General features: G+C 69.1%; 17 protein-coding genes. 10 read left to right on the forward strand and 7 right to left on the reverse strand.

All coding sequences use genetic code 11. The annotated features are described in order from the left end of the window. Window positions 1–92 precede the first annotated feature (92 nt). Window positions 93–701, forward strand: coding sequence for an Rv0361 family membrane protein (locus PGN27_RS04765; protein ID WP_335325051.1), 609 nt, complete (start codon window positions 93–95; stop codon window positions 699–701). 70 nt (window positions 702–771) lie between these two features. Here PGN27_RS04765 and PGN27_RS04770 read toward each other — a convergent pair whose 3' ends face one another. Next, the gene (locus PGN27_RS04770; protein ID WP_335325052.1) at window positions 772–1,128 is read right to left on the reverse strand and encodes a HesB/IscA family protein; all 357 of its coding nucleotides are present in this window, start codon (window positions 1,126–1,128) and stop codon (window positions 772–774) included. A 39-nt stretch (window positions 1,129–1,167) separates the two neighbouring features. Then, window positions 1,168–2,247, reverse strand: coding sequence for a glycerate kinase family protein (locus PGN27_RS04775; RefSeq protein WP_335325053.1), 1,080 nt, complete (start codon window positions 2,245–2,247; stop codon window positions 1,168–1,170). Window positions 2,248–2,319: 72 nt separating this feature from the next. Between PGN27_RS04775 and PGN27_RS04780 the strand changes: the two genes are divergently transcribed. The 6 genes from PGN27_RS04780 (at window position 2,320) to PGN27_RS04805 (ending at window position 8,958) form a co-directional block, all read left to right on the forward strand. Next, window positions 2,320–3,009, forward strand: coding sequence for a DUF3043 domain-containing protein (locus PGN27_RS04780; protein ID WP_335325054.1), 690 nt, complete (start codon window positions 2,320–2,322; stop codon window positions 3,007–3,009). Between the two features lie 36 nt (window positions 3,010–3,045). Beyond that, entirely contained in the window at window positions 3,046–3,561 is a 516-nt protein-coding gene (locus PGN27_RS04785; protein ID WP_030136442.1) for a bifunctional adenosylcobinamide kinase/adenosylcobinamide-phosphate guanylyltransferase, read from the forward strand. A gap of 2 nt (window positions 3,562–3,563) precedes the next feature. After that, window positions 3,564–4,646 carry a nicotinate-nucleotide--dimethylbenzimidazole phosphoribosyltransferase gene (cobT, locus tag PGN27_RS04790; protein WP_335325055.1) on the forward strand — a complete coding sequence of 361 codons (1,083 nt, stop codon included), beginning with the start codon at window positions 3,564–3,566 and terminating at the stop codon, window positions 4,644–4,646. Further along, entirely contained in the window at window positions 4,643–5,365 is a 723-nt protein-coding gene (locus tag PGN27_RS04795; protein ID WP_335325056.1) for an adenosylcobinamide-GDP ribazoletransferase, read from the forward strand. Before cobT ends, PGN27_RS04795 begins: the two co-directional genes overlap by 4 nt. Window positions 5,366–5,375: 10 nt before the next feature. Continuing rightward, complete coding sequence (locus PGN27_RS04800; protein WP_335325057.1) at window positions 5,376–6,785, forward strand: protein adenylyltransferase SelO; 1,410 nt, start codon at window positions 5,376–5,378, stop codon at window positions 6,783–6,785. A 364-nt stretch (window positions 6,786–7,149) separates the two neighbouring features. Then, complete coding sequence (locus PGN27_RS04805; RefSeq protein ID WP_335325059.1) at window positions 7,150–8,958, forward strand: regulatory protein RecX; 1,809 nt, start codon at window positions 7,150–7,152, stop codon at window positions 8,956–8,958. 72 nt (window positions 8,959–9,030) lie between these two features. On the opposite strand, the gene PGN27_RS04810 is transcribed toward PGN27_RS04805, so the two are convergent. Then, window positions 9,031–10,137, reverse strand: coding sequence for a branched-chain amino acid aminotransferase (locus PGN27_RS04810; RefSeq protein WP_335325060.1), 1,107 nt, complete (start codon window positions 10,135–10,137; stop codon window positions 9,031–9,033). Window positions 10,138–10,188: 51 nt separating this feature from the next. Next, complete coding sequence (gene gcvT, locus PGN27_RS04815; RefSeq protein WP_335325061.1) at window positions 10,189–11,286, reverse strand: glycine cleavage system aminomethyltransferase GcvT; 1,098 nt, start codon at window positions 11,284–11,286, stop codon at window positions 10,189–10,191. A gap of 43 nt (window positions 11,287–11,329) precedes the next feature. Here gcvT and PGN27_RS04820 point away from each other — a divergent pair, with 43 nt between their 5' ends. Both PGN27_RS04820 and PGN27_RS04825 read left to right on the forward strand, forming a co-directional pair. Then, on the forward strand, window positions 11,330–12,412 hold the full coding sequence (locus tag PGN27_RS04820) for an adenylate/guanylate cyclase domain-containing protein (RefSeq protein WP_335325062.1): 1,083 nt from the start codon (window positions 11,330–11,332) through the stop codon (window positions 12,410–12,412). Window positions 12,413–12,422: 10 nt separating this feature from the next. Beyond that, the gene (locus PGN27_RS04825) at window positions 12,423–13,937 is read left to right on the forward strand and encodes a leucyl aminopeptidase (RefSeq protein ID WP_335325063.1); all 1,515 of its coding nucleotides are present in this window, start codon (window positions 12,423–12,425) and stop codon (window positions 13,935–13,937) included. Window positions 13,938–13,983: 46 nt separating this feature from the next. Here the strand turns inward: PGN27_RS04825 and PGN27_RS04830 are convergent, their stop codons facing one another. The 3 genes from PGN27_RS04830 to PGN27_RS04840 form a co-directional block, all read right to left on the reverse strand. After that, a complete protein-coding gene (locus tag PGN27_RS04830; RefSeq protein WP_418888532.1) occupies window positions 13,984–15,243 on the reverse strand; it encodes an IS30 family transposase in 1,260 nt (419 codons plus the stop codon). Window positions 15,244–15,339: 96 nt separating this feature from the next. Then, window positions 15,340–17,115 (reverse strand): SDR family oxidoreductase, encoded by a 1,776-nt coding sequence (locus PGN27_RS04835; RefSeq protein ID WP_335325065.1) that lies wholly within the window; start codon window positions 17,113–17,115, stop codon window positions 15,340–15,342. Window positions 17,116–17,117: 2 nt separating this feature from the next. Next, window positions 17,118–17,474: an oxidoreductase gene (locus tag PGN27_RS04840; protein ID WP_335325239.1), complete on the reverse strand. Its 357-nt coding sequence runs from the start codon at window positions 17,472–17,474 to the stop codon at window positions 17,118–17,120. Between the two features lie 144 nt (window positions 17,475–17,618). Here PGN27_RS04840 and sucB point away from each other — a divergent pair, with 144 nt between their 5' ends. Continuing rightward, on the forward strand, window positions 17,619–19,370 hold the full coding sequence (gene sucB, locus PGN27_RS04845; RefSeq protein WP_335325066.1) for a 2-oxoglutarate dehydrogenase, E2 component, dihydrolipoamide succinyltransferase: 1,752 nt from the start codon (window positions 17,619–17,621) through the stop codon (window positions 19,368–19,370). Window position 19,371 lies beyond the last annotated feature (1 nt).

Consider the following 19,371-nt stretch of genomic DNA (forward strand, 5'->3'; position numbering starts at 1 on the left):
GGCACCGGCGCTTCGGCGCCGAGGGCGTAGGTCCGGGGTGCGCTAGCCTGCTTGTGAGTCCGATCTCCATCCCAGACTGCGGAAAGCACCACATGTCCGGCCCCGCGCCCTACCCCGATTCCCCTCCCCCACAAGGGTTTCCGCCGCCGATCGGGCCGCAGGGGCCCGGGCAGTTCGGCTATCCGGGCGCGCTGCCCCCACCGGTGCCCTATCCGCGGAACAATCGGCGGCGAAACCTGGTCGTCGGTGCGGTTGCCGTCGCTGTGGTCGCGGTCGTCGCCGGCGCCGCGGTGGTGCTGCGCGGCGGCGATGCCGGTCAGCAGCCGATGACGGCCCAGACCGTGCAGCCGGCCATCCAGGGTTTCCTGGACGCGCTGGCTGACGGGGATGTCGAGGCGATCGCCCGGCACACGCTGTGCGGGCTGTACGACGAGGTCGCCGACCGCAAGTCCGATCTGGCGCTGGCCGAGCTGAACGCCGACGGATTCGAAAAGCAGTACGGTCGCGTCGAGGTCACCTCGATCGACAAGCTGGTGCCGTGGTCGACCAATCAGGCCCAGGCGTTGTTCACCATGCGGGTCACCGAGTCCGGACGGAGTCGCGGCGCGGTGCCGGTCGGCACAGATATGCAGGCCGTCGGCCAGCTGTTGCAGTTCGACGACGAGATCCTGGTGTGTTCTTACGTGCAACGCACGGGCTGACCCGGTGCGCTGACAAAGCACAACGGACCGGCTGAATGACTCAGCCGGTCCGTATGAGCTCTGTGTCAGATCAGTTGAACGAGTCGCCGCAGGCGCAGGACCCGGTGGCGTTGGGGTTGTCGATCGTGAACCCCTGCTTCTCGATGGTGTCGACGAAGTCGATGGTCGCGCCCTGGATGTACGGAGCGCTCATCCGGTCCACGGTCAGCGATACCCCACCGAACTCGGTGGTCAGGTCGCCGTCGAGGGTGCGGTCATCGAAGAACAGGTTGTAGCGCAATCCGGCGCATCCGCCCGGCTGCACGGCGATGCGCAGCGCCAGATCGTCGCGGCCTTCCTGGTCAAGCAGCGCCTTGGCCTTGGCCGCCGCGGCGTCGGTCAGCACCGCACCATGGGTTTCGGTGGTGGTGTCGTCCTGAACAGTCATTGCATCTCCTGAAGAAGTGCCGGTGCAATCGCGATATCTTCAACGGTACCTTGCTCGGTCACTATTCCCGAGCCGTGTGGGCCAGTCGGCCGCGGTGCGCCGGGCCAGTCCGGTCAGCTGGGCCTGCGCATCGTCCATGGCCAGCTGTACCGAACCCGCGAAATCGGTCACCGAGTGGGCCGCTGCGATCCCCGCCTCGGCCAGCGCCTCCGGGTCAAGGGTGACTTGGCCCGCCAGCACCAGCACCGGCACATCGCGCTCGCGCGCGCCGCCGGCCAGCGCACTGACCACCTTCCCGTGCAGCGACTGGTCGTCGAACCGGCCCTCACCGGTGATGACGAGGTCCGCGGCGGCCAGATCGTCGGCGAGCCGGGTGTGCTCAGCGATGACGGCGGCCCCGGGTTCGCGGCGGCCCCCGAGCGCCAGCAACGCAGCGCCGAGCCCCCCTGCGGCGCCTGCCCCTGCCTGTTCGGCGATACCCGGGCCGAGGTGGCCCGCCCATTCGGTCAGCCGCTCTTCGAGCAGCGCGACGGTCGCGGCGTCGGCACCCTTCTGCGGCCCGAACACCGCCGCGGCGCCCATCGGTCCCAGCAACGGGTGTTCGACATCACTTGCCGCGATCAGTTCGATTCCGGCCAGCCGCTCGCGGGCCGCGGGCAGGCCGCCCAGCGCTTCGACCAGGCCCCGTCCGCCGTCGGTGGTCGCGCTGCCGCCGAGACCGACGACGATCCGCCGGGCGCCCGACCCGACGGCCGCCGCCACGAGTTCCCCGACCCCGCGGGTGTCGGCGGTGACGGCGGTCTCCGGGTCGGGACGGCGTCCGAGCAGGGCCAGACCACACGCCTGCGCGCACTCGATATAGGCGGTCTCACCGTGGCGCACCCAGTGCGCGTCCACCCAGCCGCCCAGCGGCCCGTGCACGGTGACCGCCTGTAACCCGCCGAGCCGGCTGGCCAGCACCTCGACGAAACCCGGGCCGCCATCCGACTGCGGGGCCAGGGTCAGGGTGTCGGTCGGGCGGGCCGCGGCCCATCCCGCGGCGATCGCCTCGGCGGCCTGCACCGCGGTGAGGGTGTCGCCGAAGCAATCCGGCGCGATCAGTACCGCCAGCCCCGTCATGCCAGCAGCGTAGAGGGTGGCATCGGCAGGTGCATGCCGGGCCGCGAGGCCCAGCCAAGTAACCTTGCGGACGTGAAGCTGCTCGGCCGAAACAAGGACAATCCCGAACCGGAGGACGCGGAATCCGCCGGAGCGTCGGGCTCGGCGGCCGAGGTTGCCGAGGCCAGGAAGTCGGGGGCGAACACGGGGACCGCGCCGAAGGGCCGACCGACCCCCAAACGCAGCGAGGCGGCCCGCAAGCGCGGTCCGGTGGCGCCGGCGCCCATGACGACGGCCGAGGCCCGTAAGCGCCGCAAGGCCGTTGCCGGCCCGAAATTGTCCAAGGAGGAGCGCAGGGCCCAGAAGCTGACCCGGCGCGCCGATATGGCCGACCGCCGGGAACGCATGATGGCCGGCGAGGACGCCTACCTGCTGCCGCGCGACAAGGGCCCGGTGCGCCGCTATGTGCGTGACCTGGTCGACGCCCGCCGCAATCTGCTCGGACTGTTCATGCCGATCGCCCTCGGCCTGATCCTGGTGACCCTGTCGGTCCCGTCTCCCGCCGTGCAGCAGCCGTTGTCGTTCGCGATGCCGGTACTGCTGGTCGTGATGGTCATCGACGGGGTGATCGTGGGTCGCTACGTCAACCGCAAGGTCGACGAGAAGTTCTCCGATAACACCGAGACCGGGTTCAAGCTGGGCTTCTACGCCGCCAGCCGGGCCTCGCAGCTGCGCCGGATGCGCGCGCCGCGCCCGCAGGTCAACCGCGGCGACGACGTCTGAGCCGGGCCCGTGCCCACTCTCCCGGCCCGTCCCGGGGTGCGTGCGCTCGTCCTCGGCGGCATCCGTTCGGGTAAATCACGTCACGCCGAGGGCCTGCTCGCCGCGTCGCCGACCGTTCGTTATCTGGCCACCGGACCGGCGCCCGTCGGTGCGGACAGTTGGTCGGTACGGGTCGCCGCCCACCGCGACCGACGGCCGCCCCATTGGCACACCGTCGAATCTGCCGATGTGGCAACGCATCTGCGAGCCGATCCGATGACACCGACGCTGGTGGACGATATCGGCGGCTGGCTCACCGCGGTGATGGACCGCCGCGACGCATGGACCGGCGGGTCGATCGGTGCCGATATCGATGACCTGTGCGCGGCGGTCGACACCGTCACCGGGCCGTTGGTGCTGGTCAGCCCGGAGGTCGGGCTGACGGTCGTCTCGGCGACACCCGCAGGCCGGTTGTTCACCGATGAGCTCGGCACGCTCAACCAGCGGCTTGCCGCGGTGTGTGACCGGGTGGTGCTCGTCGTCGCCGGCCAACCGCTGGCCGTGAAGGAGTAGTCATGACCGCAGAGTTCCCCACTGAATCCCCCGGTGTGTTCCCCACCGTGCTCACCCCCGACGTCGATGCCGGACAGGCCGCGTTGCTCCGCCAGCTCACGCTGACCAAACCGCCCCGCTCGCTCGGCCGCCTCGAGTCGCTGTCGGTATGGGTATCGGCCTGCCAGGGCCTGTGCCCGCCGCGGCAGTTCGAGCGCGCCAGGGTCGTGGTGTTCGCCGGTGACCACGGCGTGGCCAAGGCCGGCGTGTCGGCGTTTCCCCCGGAGGTGACCGCGCAGATGGTCGCCAACTTCGCCGCCGGCGGTGCCGCCATCAACGTGCTCGCCGAACTCGCCGGGGCCGGTGTCCGGGTCGCCGATATCGCGGTGGACGCCGAACAGGCCGACGACAGCGTCGCACGCCACCGGATCCGGCGCGCCAGCGGCAATATCGCCGTCGAGGACGCGCTGACCGCCGAGCAGACCGACGCGGCGATCGCCGCCGGGCGCGCGATCGCCGACGAAGAGGTCGACGGCGGTGCGGATCTGCTGATCGCCGGTGACATGGGGATCGGGAACACCACACCGGCAACCACCTTGATCGCCGCCCTGACCCGCTCGGAGCCGGTCGCGGTGATCGGGCGCGGCACCGGGATCGATGACGCGGGCTGGGCGCGCAAGGCCTCGGCCATTCGCGATGCGCTCTACCGTGCCCGCGCCGTGGTGGCCGATCCGGTCGGCCTGTTGCGGGTGTGCGGCGGCGCCGACCTGGCGGCCATGGCCGGGTTCCTGGCCCAGGCCGCGATCCGCCGGACGCCGGTCCTGCTGGACGGTGTGGTCGTGACCGCGGCGGCGCTGGTGGCCGAAGAACTCGCGCCGGGAGCACGCGCCTGGTGGCAGGCCGGGCACCGGTCCACCGAGCCGGCCCACACGTTGGCGCTGCAGCACCTCGAGCTCGAACCGATCGTCGACCTCGGCATGCGACTGGGTGAGGGCAGCGGCGCCGCGGTGGCCCTGCCGGTACTGCGTGCCGCGGTCGCCACCCTGGCCTCGATGGCCACCTTCGACGAGGCCGCCGTCACCGGCGCACCCGACGCGACCCCATGATCGGTCCGCTGGCATCGGCTTTCGCCTTCGGCACGGTGCTGCCGGTCCGGACGGGACACCCGTTCGGCCGCGGCGCGCTGACCGCGCTCCCGGTGGTCGGCGTGACGCTGGGCGGGGTGGCCGCCCTGGTCGGCGTCGGTGCGTCGGCGTTGTGGGGTCCGGGCCCGCTGGCGGGTGTGCTGGCCGTCGCGGTGCTGCTGTTGTGCACCCGCGGTCTGCACATCGACGGGCTCTCGGACACCGTGGACGGGCTGGGTTGTTACGGCGCGCCCGAGCGTGCGCTGGCGGTGATGCGCGACGGGACCGCAGGCCCGTTCGGTGTGGCCGCCATCGTCGTGGCGATCGTGGTGCAGGGACTCACCTTCGGTGTGCTGGGCCCGGCGGCGATCATCGTCGCGGTCGCGGCGGGCAGGGTCGCGGTGGTGCTGACCTGCCGCCGTTCGGTACCGGCCGCATCGGGCAGCACCCTCGGCAGTCTGGTCGCGGGCTCCCAACCGCGCTGGGTCGTGGCGGCATGGGCAACCGCACTGGCCGTCGCCGCCGCGTTCGTGACCGGGCGACCATGGCAGGGCCCGCTGGTGGTGCTGGTGGCGCTGACGCTCTGCGCGCTGCTGGTGGGTCATTGTGTGCGCCGCTTCGGCGGTGTGACCGGCGACGTGCTGGGGGCCTCGGTGGAGGTCACGACGACGCTGACGGCACTGGGGCTGGCGGTCGGCTAGCGTCGGAGGGATGACCGCGTCGACCGTCGCGCTGGACAACCGCTTTGCCAGGGAACTGCCCGAACTGGCCATCAGCTGGCAGGCCGCGACCCCACCGCAGCCCACCCTGGCCGTCCTCAACGAGCCGCTGGCCGCCGAGCTCGGTCTCGACCCGCAGTGGTTACGGTCCGGTGAGGGCATCGGACTGCTCACCGGGACGCGCTTGCCGTCCGCCGCATCGCCCGTGGCCCAGGTTTACGCCGGGCACCAGTTCGGCGGGCTGCAACCGCGCCTCGGTGACGGCCGCGCATTGCTGCTCGGTGAATTCCCCGACGGTCGCGATCTCCATCTGAAGGGTTCCGGGCCGACTCCGTTGTCCCGCGGCGGGGACGGGCTGGCCGCGCTCGGCCCGATGTTGCGCGAGTACATCGTCAGCGAGGGTATGCACGCACTCGGGGTCCCCACCACGCGTTCGCTGTCGGTGGTGGCCACCGGTGCGCCGGTCCACCGGGAGACCGTGTTACCCGGCGCGGTATTGGCTCGCGTTGCCGCCAGCCATCTGCGGGTGGGTAGTTTCGTCTACGCCGCGAGCACCGGGGACGCCGGGTTGTTGCGTCGATTGGCCGATCACGCCATCGCCAGGCACCATCCGGAATGCGCCGATGCGCCCGATAAGTATCTGGCCCTGTTCGACGCCGTGATCACCGTGCAGGCCGAGCTGGTCGCGCGGTGGATGCTGGTGGGCTTCATCCACGGGGTGATGAACACCGACAACGTCCTGGTCTCCGGGGAGACCATCGATTACGGGCCGTGCGCCTTCCTGGATACGTTCGACCCGGCGACGGTATATAGCTCGATCGACAGCTGGGGCCGCTATGCCTATGGCAATCAGCCGGCGATCACCGGCTGGAATCTGGCCCGTTTCGCCGAGACGTTGCTGCCACTGTTGGCCGAGTCTGCCGGCAACACCGACGCCGCGATCGAGCTCGCCACCGCCACCCTCGGCGAGTTCGCGCCGCGCTACCAGGCCGCATGGCGATCCGGCATGCGGGCCAAACTTGGCCTCGGACAAGAATATTCGGATGATGCGTTGATCGACGAGCTGCCAGGGCTGCTGACTGAGCACGCCATCGATCACACGTCCTTCTTCCGCGGCCTCGCCCGCGGCGATGTGCCACTGGGATTCATGGACTGGGTGACGCGCTGGCGGGCGCACGCTCCCGACACCGCCGGCATGAACCGCGTCAATCCCGTCTACATACCGCGTAATCACCTGGTCGAGGAGGCGTTGGCGGCGGCCACCGGCGGGGACCTCGGGCCGGTGCACCGGTTGTTGGATGCGATAAGTGACCCCTACACGGAACGACCCGGACTGGAGCGCTACGCGGCGCAGGCCGACCAGGAATTCGCGGCCGGGTACCGCACCTTCTGCGGCACCTGACCACCCTCGGCACCGTTAGCTGACCGGTCAGCGTGGCCGGCGTACACGGCGACCGGCAGATCCGGACCGTCGCGAAGCGATCGCCGCTGGGTCGGGATTTCAGCAACGATTGCGACGTTTGCCAGAAGTGCCCCTGAGCAGCGATATGCGCTTCCAGCCGGTTGCGCACCGGTCGATTGCGGCCACCGTCACACCCCGCCCACCGGCGCTGTACCCGCCCGAATGTGATTGCAAACGCACATTCAATTTACGGTTCTGATAATTTCTGCGAAGTTGCTGTGCGCCTCAGGTACAGCACCTAACGTGCCGTAGCACCGGGACAGGATCCAGCAGGGATCGCGCCGGTCGGGAAAGGAACAACCTCGTGGACCCAAGTCGCCGAAGGCGCCGCCGCATACCCACCGAACCAGCCACCCGTCGACCCGATTCCCCGGCCGCGCCGATCACCCGCCGGCTCACGGCCTGGGTGGCCACCGGCGCGCTCGCAGTGGGACTGGGCGCGGCGATGTTCACCGGCGCCGCCGCGGCCGCGGCCGACACGGATTCCGCCGGCTCGGAGTCCAGCTCCAGCAGTGCGGCGAGCACGAGCTCGGGCTCCTCGGCGACCACCGAGGACAACGGAAGCATCGGCGCCGGTCCGAGCGACCCGACCCCCGCCACCCTCGGTTCCGGCGGCAACGCGACCGATGACACCCGATCCGAAGACAACACCTCGGGCACCGGCCGGACCGACACCCGCACCGAAGACCGCGGTTCCGACTCCGCCACCTCGGCGCTGCAGCGGGCGGAACTTCGCGCCGCCCAGACCGAGCTGCGCGAGACCGCATCGACGGCGGCCGTCGCCGATACCGTCGACGACGCGACCCCGCTGGCCGATCTGTCTGCGCCGCCGGGCACCCCCGCCGATTCCGGCACGGATGAGGCCATCATCCCCGAAACCGAGACCACTGCCCCGGAGGGCCAGAACGGCACCCCCGGCACCGAGGAGTCCGCGGCGACCCCGCGGGCCGGACCGTCCACCGGCTCGTCGAACACTGCCACCCAGAACGCCCAACCGGCACCGTCGGCCGAACCGGCGATCGAGTCGAACTCGCTGTGGGACAACATTGTTCGGCATCTGCGGTTCATCTTCAACAATGCCGCCCCGACCTTGGAGAACGGTAAGGTCGTGCAGGTGCCCGGCAGCGGCGTGGAGGGCACCGTGATCGGGCAGAGCAACAACGGCTTCGACCTCACCTACCGCGTCGCCGAGCAGGCCACCTACGGGACCGTGACCGTTGACCCCGTCACCGGGAAGTACATCTACACCGCCAAGCCCATCCTGCAGGCACCGGGAACCATCGACTACTTCGTCATCGAGGCCGACAACGGCACCGCGGCGCGGTTGCCCGGCCTCGCGGGACTTGCCCAGCACGTCCTGCACTCGCTGGCCGTCGCCTTCGGTCTGTCCCGGCCGAGCACCACCCGGATGGAAATCCTGATCGAGTTCGGCGGCACCGGACAGTACGGCACCCCACTCGTCGGTCGGGAATACTACGTGCACCAGAACGACGACGATTGCGCCGTCATGGCGGTCGCCTCGGTCTGGGGACAACTCACCGGTACCCGGCCGACCGCCACCACCGAGCAGGAGTTCCTGGAATTGGCCAAGCAAACCCCCAGCGTCTCCCACCCCGGCATGATGTGGATCGACGAGGGCACCAATGGCCTGACCACCGAGGACACCGCCCAGCTGCTGCGGGTCAAGGGTCTGGAGGTCGAGACCTACCGCATGAGCGAGTACACCGAGGGTGACGCCAACTTCCGCGACGGTCAGGATGCGCTCGGCCAGCTCAAGGAGGCGCTGGTGGAGGGTAAGGGCACCATCGCCATGATCAACGCGAACAGCATGTGGAGCGCACTCGGCCTCGGTTTCGACAGCACCATGGTCAACGCCAACCACGCGCTCTCGGTCATCGGCATCAACCTCCAGGTACCCAACCCGAACAGGCCCGGCGACACCTACGCCGTCGTGTACGTCAACGACAGCGGTTTGCCGGAACCCGTGGGACAGGGCATGGCGGTCCCGCTGGCCACGTTCATGTGGGCATGGGCGGCGAGTGGCTATGAGCTGATCACGGCCACCAACCCGAATCCGGTTGCCCAGCAGCTGGTCTGGGAGTTGGCCGCCTAGCGACCGATCGCCCTGACGAAAGGGGCGGGTGTGCCGGCCACCGCCGGCGCACCCGCCCTATCGCATCTGCGATCAGTTGAGCCGCGACATCCAGCCGTGCGTATCGGCGAAGGTGCCGCGCTGGATACCGGTCAACGTGTCACGCAGCGCCATGGTGATCTCACCGGGCTGGCCGTCGGCGATGGTGAACTCACCGTCGCGATGCTTGACATGCGACACCGGGGTGATGACGGCGGCGGTGCCGCAGGCGAACACCTCGGTGATCTCCCCCGCGGTTGCCTTCTTCTGCCATTCGTCGACATCGATCTTGCGTTCCTCGATGGCGAACCCGGCGTCGGTCGCCAACTGCAACAACGAATCCCGGGTGATCCCCGGCAGCAGCGAACCGGACAGCTCCGGGGTGACCAGGCGTGCCGACCCGCCGCTGCCGAACACGAAGAACAGGTTCATCCCGCCCATCTCTTCGACATAGCGACGCTCCAGCGCGTCCAGCCACACCACCTGATCGCAACCGTGCTCGGCGGCCTGGGCCTGGGCCAACAGCGAGGCGGCGTAATTGCCGCCGAACTTGGCCGCGCCGGTACCGCCGGGCGAGGCACGCACGTACTCGTTGGACAGCCACACGCTGACCGGCTTGATCCCACCCTTGAAGTAGGCGCCGGCCGGCGAGCCGATGACCAGGTAGCGGTATTGGTCGGAGGGCCGCACCCCGAGTCCGGGTTCGGTCGCGATGACGAACGGGCGCAGATACAACGAGGCCTCACCACCGGCGGCGGGCACCCACTTCTCGTCGACGGCGATCAGCTGACGCAGCGATTCCAGGAACACCTCGGTGGGCAGCTCCGGGATGGCCAGCCGGTTGGCCGAGGCCTGCAACCGGGCGGCATTGGCCTCGGGCCGGAACGACACGATCGAACCGTCGGCCCAGCGATAGGCCTTGAGCCCCTCGAAGATCTCCTGCGCGTAGTGCAGCACGATGGCCGACGGATCGAGTTCGATCGGTCCGTAGGGCAGCACCTGCGCGTCATGCCAGCCGTCGGCGCGGGTGTAGCTCAGCGAGACCATGTGGTCGGTGTGGAAACGGCCGAACCCGGGGTCGGCCAGGATGGCGTCCCTTACCTCGTCGCTTGCCGGTGAGCTGTTGCGGGCAAGCGAGAATTCGAGGGGGCCGTCAGTCATGGACCGATTGTATAACCCGTTGGCTAGCGGTTTTGCGTGTGCCAGCGGGGGCTATCTGGTGCGGGCGGAAACGAACGGTGGCTTGACGACCTCACACTCCAGCGCCCGGCCTCGCACGTCGACGGTGACGGTCTGGCCGTCCTCGATACCGGCCGCGGTGTCGATGAGCGCCAGCGCGATACCGACCTTCAGCGACGGCGAGAACGTTCCCGATGTCGTCGTGCCCACCACCGTCTCACCGTCGAGGACGGTCAGATCCGCGCGCAGCACGCCGCGGCCCAACGCCTTCAGCCCGCGCAGCGTGCGGGTGGGCCCGGCCTGCTTCTCGGCCAGCAGCGCGTCGCGGCCCCAGAACGCGTCCTTCTTCCATCCGACGGCCCAGCCGGTGCGCGCCTGCAGCGGCGATATCTCCAGCGACAGTTCATGCCCGTGTAGCGGGTAGCCCATCTCGGTGCGCAGGGTGTCGCGGGCACCGAGGCCGGCCGGTTGCCCGCCGGCGGCCTGTACGGCCGCGGCCAAGGCATCGAAGACGATGCCGGCGCGCTCCCATTCGGGCAGCAGCTCGAAACCCTGTTCGCCGGTGTAGCCGGTGCGGCACACCCGCACCGGCACACCGTCATACTCGGCGTCGGCGTAACCCATGTAGTCCATCGAGGTGGGTAGCCCCAGGCCGCCGACGATCTCGGCCGATTTCGGTCCCTGTACCGCCAGGACCGCATACGAGCGGTGCTCGTCGGTGATGGTCAGTCCGGCAGGCGCGTGCCGCTGCAGCTCGGCGACCACGGCGGCGGTGTTGGCGGCGTTGGGCACCAGGAAGATCTCGTCGTCGGCGACGTAGTAGGCGATCAGATCGTCGATCACTCCCCCGGACTCATTGCAGCACAGCGTGTATTGCGCCTTGCCCGGACCGATCCGCGCCAGGTCGTTGGTGAACGCGCTGTTGACATAGGCCGCCGCGCCGGGACCCTTCACCAGGGCCTTGCCGAGGTGGCTGACGTCGAACAGACCGACGGTCTCCCGGGTGGCGGTGTGCTCGGCCACGGTGCCGGCATAGGCCACCGGCATCAGCCAACCGCCGAACTCGGCGAAGCTGGCGCCCAGGGCGCGGTGTTGTTCTTCCAGCGGGCCGTGCAGCAGGTCATCACTCACGAACTCACCCTAATGCGGCACCCGCTGCTGGCACACTTGCCCGGTGGTGGATTTCGACGCGCTGGTCGCCGGCGGAATCGCCGATGCGCGCGAGCGCGCGCCGCTGATCGACTACCTCGACGGCCTCGGCTTCACCGCCGATCAGATGATCGACGCCGAACGGCGGGGACGGCTGTTCGGTCTTGCCGGGGATGCGCTGCAGCAGTCCGGTCCGCCGGTGCACAGCATGCGGACCGCCGCCGCGGCACTGGGCCTGACGGTCGCCGAGGTCGACCATGCCTGGGCCGCGCTCGGGCTCACCGTGGCCGGGCCCGACGAGATCGTGCTGAGCCGGCCCGATGTGGACGGTCTGGCGCTGTGGGCGGAGATGCGACGGGCGATGGGCGACGAAGCGGCCACCGGCCTGCTGCGGGTCATCGGTTCGGTGCTGGCCCGGCTGTCGGAGGCGGTCGCGTCCACCATCCGCCATGCCAACCCCGCCATCCAGATCGAGCAATCCCACGACGAACTCGTCACCGCCCGCGCCTACCGCGAGGCCTCGGCGTTCGTGCCACGCCTCGGCGCGTTGATCGATGCCGTGCACCGGCACCACCTGCAGAACACCCGCCGCTATCTGGAGTTGGTGGCGCACGAGGATTCCGCGACGGTGGTGTGCGGTGTGGGGTTCGCCGACCTGTCCGGGTTCACCGCGCTGACCCAGACCCTGGAGACGCTGGAGCTGGCCGCGTTGCTCAACGAATTCAGCGGTGCCGCAGCCGATGTCATCCATGCCGCCGGCGGCCGGCTGGTCAAGTTCATCGGCGACGAGGTGATGTGGGTGGCGCCCAGCCCGCCGCAGTTGGCCAAGGTTGCCGTGGATTTGGTCGGCCACCCCAAGGCCGCCGAGGCCGGTCTGCCCATCCGCGCCGGTCTGGATTTCGGCACCGTGCTGGCCACCGGCGGCGACTACTTCGGCAGTCCGGTGAACCGGGCGGCCCGGCTGGTGGCCGCCGCCGAACCCGGGCAGATCCTGATATCGGCGACGCTGCACCAGCTGTTGCCCGGTGTCGCGGTGAGCACACCGGCCGCACTGACGTTGAAGGGCTTCGCCGAGCCGGTCACCGCGTACACGCTGATTCCTGATTAGGGTTGACCGGGTGAGCAGCGCACCCGGATACCAGGCCCCCACCGTCACCGTCAGCTCGTCCCTGCCCGGCAGGGGTGTCTCCGACGCCGTCCTGCTGGTCGGTGTGGTCACCGGAGACGACGGTCCCACGGTGGCCGAGGACCAGACCCACCTCGGTGCGGATGCGGTCGACGCCATCGAATCGGCGCTGGCGGCACTCAATGCGACCGGTGGCGAGGGCCAGCTGCACCGGCTCGTGATCGCAGGGCTGCCGGTGGCCAGCGTGCTGACCGTCGGCCTCGGCGATGCATCCGAGGAGTGGGCGTCCGACACCATCCGCCGGGCTGCCGGCACGGCCGCCCGCTCGCTGGACAAGGTCGGCACCGTGGTCGCCGCGCTGGCCGCGTTGGATCTGGGCGCCACGGTCGAGGGTTTGATCCTCGGCGCGTACCGGTTCACCGATTTCCGCAGCTCCAAGACCGCACCCAAGGACGCCGGCCTGAAGAAGATCGTCGCGTTGACCGCCGACACGAAAGCCGCCACCAAGGCGGCGGTGCAGCGCGCGGTCGACATCGCCACCTCGGTGGCCACCGCCCGAGATTTCGTGAACACTCCGCCCAGCCACCTCTACCCCGACGAATTTGCCAAGCAGGCAAAGGCTTTGGGTGAGGCCGCCGGTTTGTCCGTCGAGGTGCTCGATGACAAGGCGCTGACCAAGGGCGGTTACGGCGGGATCATCGGCGTCGGAAAGGGCTCCTCGCGACCGCCGCGCCTGGTGCGCCTCGCTCACTCCGGCGGCGGCCGGCGGGCCAAGAAGGTGGCGCTGGTCGGCAAGGGCATCACCTTCGACACCGGCGGCATCTCGATCAAGCCGGCGGCCAACATGCACCACATGACCTCCGATATGGGCGGGGCGGCGGCCGTGGTCGCCACCGTCGTGCTGGCCGCCAAGCAGAAGCTGCCCATCGACGTCATCGCCTACGTCCCGATGGCCGAGAACATGCCCTCGGCGACCGCGCAGCGCCCCGGCGATGTGCTGACCCAGTACGGGGGGACCACCGTCGAGGTGCTCAACACCGACGCCGAGGGGCGCCTGGTGCTCGCCGACGCCATCGTGCAGGCCTGCGAGGACGGCCCCGACTATCTGATCGAGACGTCCACCCTGACCGGCGCCCAGACGGTGGCGTTGGGTGCACGCACCCCGGGCGTGATGGGCAGTGACGACTTCCGCGACCGGGTCGCCGAGCTGTCGCAAGCCGTCGGCGAGAACGGTTGGGCCATGCCGCTGCCCGAGGAGCTCAAGGATGATCTGAAGTCCCAGGTGGCCGACCTGGCCAATGTCAGCTCATCCCGTTATGCCGGGATGCTGGTGGCCGGGGTGTACCTGCGGGAGTTCGTCGCCGAGGGTGTCGAGTGGGCACATATCGACATCGCCGCCCCCGCCTACAACACCGGCGGGCCGTGGGGTTACACCCCCAAGGGTGGCACCGGGGTGCCGACCCGGACCATGTTCGCGGTCCTGGAAGACATCGCCGCCAACGGCTGACCTCCCCGCCGAGTGGCCAGTTATCGCACGCATTTCACGGGCGGTTTCAAGGGGTGGTTGCAACAGTGGGTGAATCGGTCGGGTTGCAGAGTAGTTCGTGGAGTGCTTCGGCTGGTGTTTTCCAGCCCAGTGTCTGGCGGGGTCGGTTGTTGAGTTTGGTGGCGACGTAGTCGAGGTAGTCGGGGGGAAACACCGATAGGTCAGTGCCTTTGGCAAACCATTGGCGCAGCAGACCGTTGGTGTTTTCGTTGGTTCCGCGCTGCCATGGTGAGTGCGGGTCGCAGAAATAGATGTCGAGATCTGTCGCCTCAGCGATGGCCAGATGGTTGGCCAATTCGCTGCCCTGATCCCAGGTCAATGATTTACCCAGCAGCGCCGGCAACTGGCCCATCTTGGCCACGATCGCCTCTTGCACGGTCGCCGCGGTGTGATCACCGGGCAGGTGCAACAAGAGGGTGAACCGGGTGCTGCGTTCCACCAGAGTGCCGATCGCCGACCCGGAGGCGGTGCTTCCGATGATCAGATCCCCCTCCCAGTGCCCGGGGATGGCGCGGTCCTCGACCTCGGCAGGCCGTTCACTGATGCTGACCATGCCGGGGATACGTGTGCGGCGCTGCCCGGGTCGTCTGCGCGGGTGGCGTATCGCACGCCCGGTCCGCAGGTAGGTGTGCAGATCGCGCCGCAGATTGCCTTTGCCTTGGACGTATATTGCCTGGTAGATCGCTTCGTGTGACACCCACATCTCCGCAATATCAGGGAAGTCCAGCCGCAACCGGGCAGCGATCTGGGCCGGACTGTGAAACTCGTCGGTGAGTCGAGTCTGCACCACCTCACGCAGGGTCGTGCACAGATCCAGCTTGCGCGGCTTGGGTCGTGCGGCGCGGGTGACGCTGCGGTCGTGCGCGACAGTGGCCTTGTAGCGGGGACGCGGATCATGCCCACCGCGCCATGGCGCACCGAAGCGATATCGGGACCGATAGCCCGTACGACCTCGGCATCCGCCGTTGACGGCGATCTCCCGCGAGATCGTCGACGGCGCCCGGCCAAGGCGTTGAGCGATACACCGAATTGATTCTTTGGCCGCCACTCCTAACGCGATTTCCTCGCGCTCTTCAAAGGACAGTCGCGGCCGCCGGCGAGGTTGACCATCGGGTAACTGAGGTCTCACCCCGCCAGCATCGGCAAACCACCGCGAACCCGAGTTCAGCGACACGCCGACTGCCACAGCGGCTTCACTCACGGTCAACCCGCTACGGATTTCCTCCCAGAACCGACGACGAAGACGAGACGATTTGGACGGGCGCACAACAGCTCCTCACAGGGACCTGTTGCAACCACCCCTTGAAACCGCCACGAGAAGCCGTGTCACAAGTGGCCACTCGGCGGGTAGTCGCGCCTGCCCTCAGCCGAGCTTGACGCGCGCGGTGCTGCGCATCACCTGCGGTAGCGCATGTGCCGCCCCGTAGACCAGATAGGCCTCCGGGGTCACCGGCCGCACCGGGGTGTTGTTCTGCACCGCCGCGACGATGGCCTTGGCGACCTTCTCCGGTCCGTAGCGGCGCAGTTTGAATCCCTTGACGATCTGGGCCCGCATCGCCTCCACTGCGGAATCACCGGCCGAGGGCATATCGAACTGCGTGGTGCTCACGATATTGGTGTCGATGACGCCGGGGCAGACCGTGGTCAGGCCGATGCCGGCCGAATCCAGTTCTGCGCGTAAGCAGTCGGAGAACATGAACACCGCGGCCTTGCTGGTGGCGTAGGCGTTCATCGACTGGGTCGGGGCATAGGCGGCCATCGAGGCGACATTGACCACGTGACCGCCCAGGCCGCGGTCGACCATCCGCGCGGCAAAGGCCCGGCAGCAGTTGACCACTCCGCCGAAGTTGATGTCCATGACGCGGTCGAAGTTCGCGGCCGGGGTGTCCAGGAAGAACCCGGCATGTCCGACTCCGGCGTTGTTGACCACGATGTCGGGCACGCCGTGGGTGTCACACACCTGCTCGGCGAAGCGCTCCACCGCATCGGCGTCCGCGACGTCCAAACGGTAGGCGTGCGCGGTGCCGCCCGCCGCACGGATCTGCGCGGCGGTCTCGGTGGCGGCATCCTCGTCGATATCGCTGACGACGATCTCGGCTCCGCGTTCGGCGAAGGCCAGCGCGGTGGCGCGCCCGATACCGCTGCCCGCGCCGGTGATCGACACCAGCTGATCCCCGAACGGTGGCCGGGACACTCCGACGGCGGCCCTGGCCAGGGTGCGCGCCGCCGGTGCGCCCTGCAGATGGTCGACCAGCTCACCGACGGCGGCGGCCAGCTGGACCGGATGCGACATCGGTGCCCAATGTCCGGCGTGCAGATCGCGGCGCCACAGCCGGGGCACCCATCTGGCGATGTCGTCGTAGGCGTAGGGACGCACATAGGGGTCGCGCCGGTTGACGATCAGCTGCACCGGCACGTTCACCGCATGCTCGGCGCGGGGTTGGCCCAACGTGCGGAAGTAGTTGGCCCGGTACACCTTCATGCTGCGGGCGGCGTCGGCGGCCAGCGCCGGGGAGTGATGGATGCTCTGCGGGTCGACGCCGTCGCGCCGCAGCCGGCGATCCATGGCGCCGCGGGAGAACGCCCACCGCACGGCCGCCGGAGCCAGCACCGGAACCGAGAACGCGCCCATATAGGACAACCGGGCCAGCTGGGCGGCTCCGCGGGCGAACCGGCGCGGCAGGTAGGGCCTGCGCAGCCCGTCCTTGATATAGCGGTTCAGGTGTCGCGCGCTGGGTCCGGACACCGAGGTGAACGAGGCCACCACCGACGGCGCGTCCGGTCTGCCCAGGTATTCCCACACCCCCACCGAGCCCCAGTCGTGGGCCAGCACGTGCACCGGGCGTTGCGGGCTGACGGCGGCGGCCACCGCGGCGAAATCGTCGGCGAAGCGGGCCATGGTGTAGGCGGCGGTGTCGCTGGGCACATCGGACTTGCCGACGCCGCGGTTGTCGTAGCGCACCACCCGGAATCGTCCGGTCAGCAGCGGCGCCACACCGTTCCACAGCACGTGTGAGTCGGGCCAACCGTGCACCAGCACGATGGTCGGGGCGGCCTGCTCGTCGCTCCCGCCTTCCTCGTAGACGGCGATGCGGGTCCCGTCGGCGCTGGTGACGAACCGTTCGGCGACTGCAGACATGGCTACCCCTCTAGTTCACGGCGGCGTTCCCGGTCACGTTCGATCCGGCGTCGGGCATCGTAGTCGCGCATCCGCTGCGGATAGCCGACCTTCTGCACGTCGTAGACCGGGATGTCGAGTTGCCTGCTGAGCCGTTTGGCTCCGGCCTCCCCGCCGGTGCGCCTGCGGGTCCATTCACCGTCGACGGCCACCAGTACGACGGTGACCTCGGTGACCGTGGTCTGGGGTTCGACGAATGCCTCGACCCCGGTGTGTGTCGCGACCCAGTGACGCAGATAGTCCAGGTCGGCCGATGCCTGTTTACGGGCCAGGCCTCGCGTGCCACCGCGCGGCCGACGCCACTTGTCCAACAGTCCCAACTGCGGGTTCTCCTCTCCGGCCCTTGATTCGATGGTGCCAGAGCATCGAGTCGGCGGTCCGCGACGACCGCGACCGGTGGACATGACAGGATGGAAGGGCACCGCATTCGACACGTGACGATGACTTTCGAGGAGTCAAAACCCATGGCAATCTCAGTCCAGATGCCCGCACTCGGTGAGAGCGTCACAGAGGGGACCGTCACACGATGGCTCAAGCAAGAGGGTGACACCGTCGCCGTCGACGAGCCGCTGCTCGAGGTATCCACCGACAAGGTCGACACCGAGATCCCGTCACCGGCCGCCGGCGTGCTCACCAAGATCATCGCGGCCGAGGACGATGTCGTCGAGGTCGGTGGCGATCTTGCCCTGATCGGCGAGGAGGGCGAGTCCGCCCCGACCGGCGATTCCACTCCCGCCGAAGAGGCCGAGCCGGAGGCCGAACCCGAGCCCGAGCCCGCCGCCGAGGAAGCCGAGCCCGAAAAGTCCGAGCCGCAGGAGTCCAAGCCCGCCAAGCCTGCGGCATCCGGCGGCGGTGACGCCACGTCGGTGAAGATGCCCGAGCTGGGCGAGTCGGTCACCGAGGGCACCGTCACCCGCTGGCTGAAGAAGGTCGGCGACGAGGTCGCCGTCGACGAGGCTCTGGTCGAGGTGTCCACCGACAAGGTCGACACCGAGATCCCGTCGCCGGTCGCGGGCACGCTGCTGTCGATCAGCGCCGAAGAGGACGATGTGGTCGCCGTGGGTGGCGAGCTGGCCAAGATCGGTGACGCCGGGGCCGAGGGTGCCGCCGAGCCGGAACCCGAGCCCGAGCCGGAACCCGAACCCGAGCCGGAACCCAAGGAAGAGCCCAAGCAGGAAGCCAAGCCCGAGCCCAAGCCCGAGCCGAAGCCCGAACCCAAGCCTGAACCCAAGGCCGCACCCGCCCCCGCCGCGGCGGGCAGTGAGTCCGACGCCAATCCGTATGTCACACCGCTGGTGCGCAAGCTCGCCGCGGAGAACAACGTCGACCTGTCCTCGGTGAAGGGCACCGGCGTGGGCGGGCGCATCCGCAAGCAGGATGTGCTCGCGGCCGCGGAGGCGGCGAAGGCACCCGCGACCGGCCAGGACAAGCAGGCTGCCGCCCCGGCCGCCGGCCAGAAGAAGGAAGCCGCCGCGGCCCCGTCGCTGGCACATCTGCGTGGCAGCACGCAGAAGGCGAACCGCATCCGGCAGATCACCGCGAAGAAGACCCGCGAGTCCCTGCAGACCACCGCGCAGCTGACCCAGGTGCACGAGGTCGACCTGACCAAGATCGTGGCGCTGCGGGCCAAGGCGAAGAAGAGCTTCTCCGAGCGTGAGGGCGTCAACCTGACGTTCCTGCCGTTCTTCGCGGTCGCCGTCGTCGACGCCCTCAAGGCGCACCCGAACATCAACGCCAGCTACAACGAGGACACCAAGGAGATCACCTACTACGACGCCGAGCACCTCGGTTTCGCGGTGGACACCGAGCAGGGTCTGCTCTCCCCCGTCGTCCACAACGCCGGTGATCTCTCCCTCGGCGGTCTGGCCAGAGCCATCGCCGATATCGCCGCACGCGCCCGGTCGGGCAACCTCAAGCCCGACGAGCTGTCCGGCGGCACCTTCACCATCACCAACATCGGCAGCCAGGGCGCGCTGTTCGACACCCCGATCCTGGTCCCGCCGCAGGCGGCGATGCTGGGCACCGGTGCGATCGTCAAACGCCCCCGCGTCATCTCCGACGAATTCGGCAATGAGTCGATCGGCGTGCGGTCGGTGGCCTACCTGCCGCTCACCTACGATCACCGCCTCATCGACGGTGCCGATGCCGGCCGCTTCCTGACCACGGTCAAGCGCCGGCTCGAAGAAGGCGCGTTCGAGGCCGATCTGGGGTTGTAGC

The organism is Mycolicibacterium neoaurum, from assembly GCF_036946495.1.
Classification (GTDB): Bacteria; Actinomycetota; Actinomycetes; order Mycobacteriales; family Mycobacteriaceae; genus Mycobacterium; species Mycobacterium neoaurum_B.